This is a genomic window from Oleiphilus sp. HI0123 (assembly GCF_001635315.1).
Map to the genome: position 1 here is coordinate 1 of NZ_LWGE01000718.1, position 512 is coordinate 512.

Genomic DNA, 512 nt, shown 5'->3' on the forward strand with positions numbered 1-512 from the left:
TGGACACTCAAAGTAGAGGATAAAGCAACGATCACCAACTCAGGAACGCTAAACACCTGGGCTCTTGAAACGATAATCCAATAGTTAGCACTGTACTAAGTTTATTGTGCAAAGGCACCAAGCGCTAAAATCGAGCTTGGTGCCAACCAATCAGATATCCCGGCTAAAGAATATAGATATGAACAAGTTGCTTAATGGAATCAATTTTAAACGCTCTCTACAGGTGAGCCTGCCGATAATGGCGCTCTCCTTGTTTGGCTGTGATGGAGGTAGTAACTCCGGTGGAGATAAAGCGGAGCCAACAACAACGCTCACATCACCTACCTACAGTAGAACAACGACTAACTCAGTGGTGACAATTAGCGGCTCCAGTTATGATGAGCATAGTGGTATCGAAAGCGTCACAGTAAATGGTGAACCAGTTACGAGTGATGATAATTACGCAAACTGGCGTGTAGATCTTCCAACCGAACCTGATATCGGTGAACTGAACATCAATACAATTGATGGTG

The 512-nt window shown here is 44.1% G+C and carries 1 protein-coding gene; it reads left to right on the forward strand.

Going from position 1 to position 512, the window contains the following annotated elements; translation table 11 throughout:
* Nucleotides 1-178: 178 nt before the first annotated feature.
* The coding region (locus A3761_RS06405; RefSeq protein WP_156491676.1) for a hypothetical protein at nt 179-512 on the forward strand (334 nt) is incomplete at its 3' end.